Source organism: Moorena sp. SIO3H5, assembly GCF_010692395.1.
Taxonomy (GTDB): domain Bacteria; phylum Cyanobacteriota; class Cyanobacteriia; order Cyanobacteriales; family Coleofasciculaceae; genus Moorena.
In genome coordinates this window covers 1-1019 of sequence record NZ_JAAHHS010000830.1, presented here as the reverse complement: position 1 = coordinate 1019, position 1019 = coordinate 1, and the positions used below count along the sequence as shown (strand labels likewise).

The 1019-nt window shown below is 40.3% G+C and carries 2 protein-coding genes; both read left to right on the top strand.

The window, feature by feature from the left end:
* A partial coding sequence (locus F6K52_RS36840) for a uroporphyrinogen-III synthase (RefSeq protein WP_293090254.1) occupies window positions 1-682 on the top strand: 682 nt, incomplete at its 5' end.
* Between the two features lie 189 nt (window positions 683-871).
* Window positions 872-1019: DUF2256 domain-containing protein (locus F6K52_RS36835; protein WP_293090256.1), on the top strand; the 148-nt coding region annotated here is incomplete at its 3' end.

Genomic DNA, 1019 nt, shown 5'->3' with positions numbered 1-1019 from the left:
CTGGGAAGATTTGGATCGAGCGATCGCAAATTTGTCTACATTTGACTGGTTAATTCTCACCTCTGGCAATGCCGTCAACTATTTCTTCAACAGGTTAATGGCACAGGGTAAAGATATTGGCAACCTAGGGGGAATTAAAATTGCTGTGGTGGGTGAAAAAACTGCCCAAACTTTGAACAAAAGGAATTTGCAGCCAGACTTTATACCTCCCAATTTTGTGGCAGATTCCTTAGTAGAGAACTTTCCTGAACAATTAGCAGGGAAACATGTATTATTTCCCAGGGTAGAAAGTGGTGGTCGGGAAGTGTTAGTTAAGGAGTTTACTAGTAAGGGTGCAGAAGTTGTGGAAGTCCCAGCCTATCAATCCTGCTGTCCTAGTACCATTCCCCCAGAAGCAGAGTTGGCTTTGCAAAGCCGTAATCTGGATGTGATTACCTTTGCCAGTTCCAAAACTGTGAAATTTTTCTGTCAGCTGGTAGAAAAGACATTGGCAAAAAATGGGAATGATAATCAATTTCAAGTAATTAAAGACCTATTGCAGGGGGTATTTATAGCCTCGATTGGTCCCCAAACTTCCAAAACTTGCCTTTCCCTGATTGGACGGGTTGATATTGAAGCACAGGAATATACTTTAGATGGATTGACTCAAGCAATAATTAGGAGGTATGGCAATGGACAATAGACTTCTTGCACCAAGTCAAGTAATAAGTAATAAGTACGAGAATTGACGCAAAACTCATTACAAAAATACTTTTGCAAGAGGTCTAATATTGTTCTGCTCAAAAACTGCTAACTGCCAACTGTCAACTGTCAACTGTCAACATCAAAAAATTTAGCGATCGCTATTTCTAATTTACACCAGACTGAAAACATGAGACGCAACTATTCAAAATCAGACTTACCAATCAAAATATGTCCAGTATGTCAACGTCCTTTTACCTGGCGTAAAAAGTGGGAAAATTGCTGGCATGAAGTGAAATATTGTTCTGAGCGTTGCCGTCGTCGCCGTTCTACCGTTA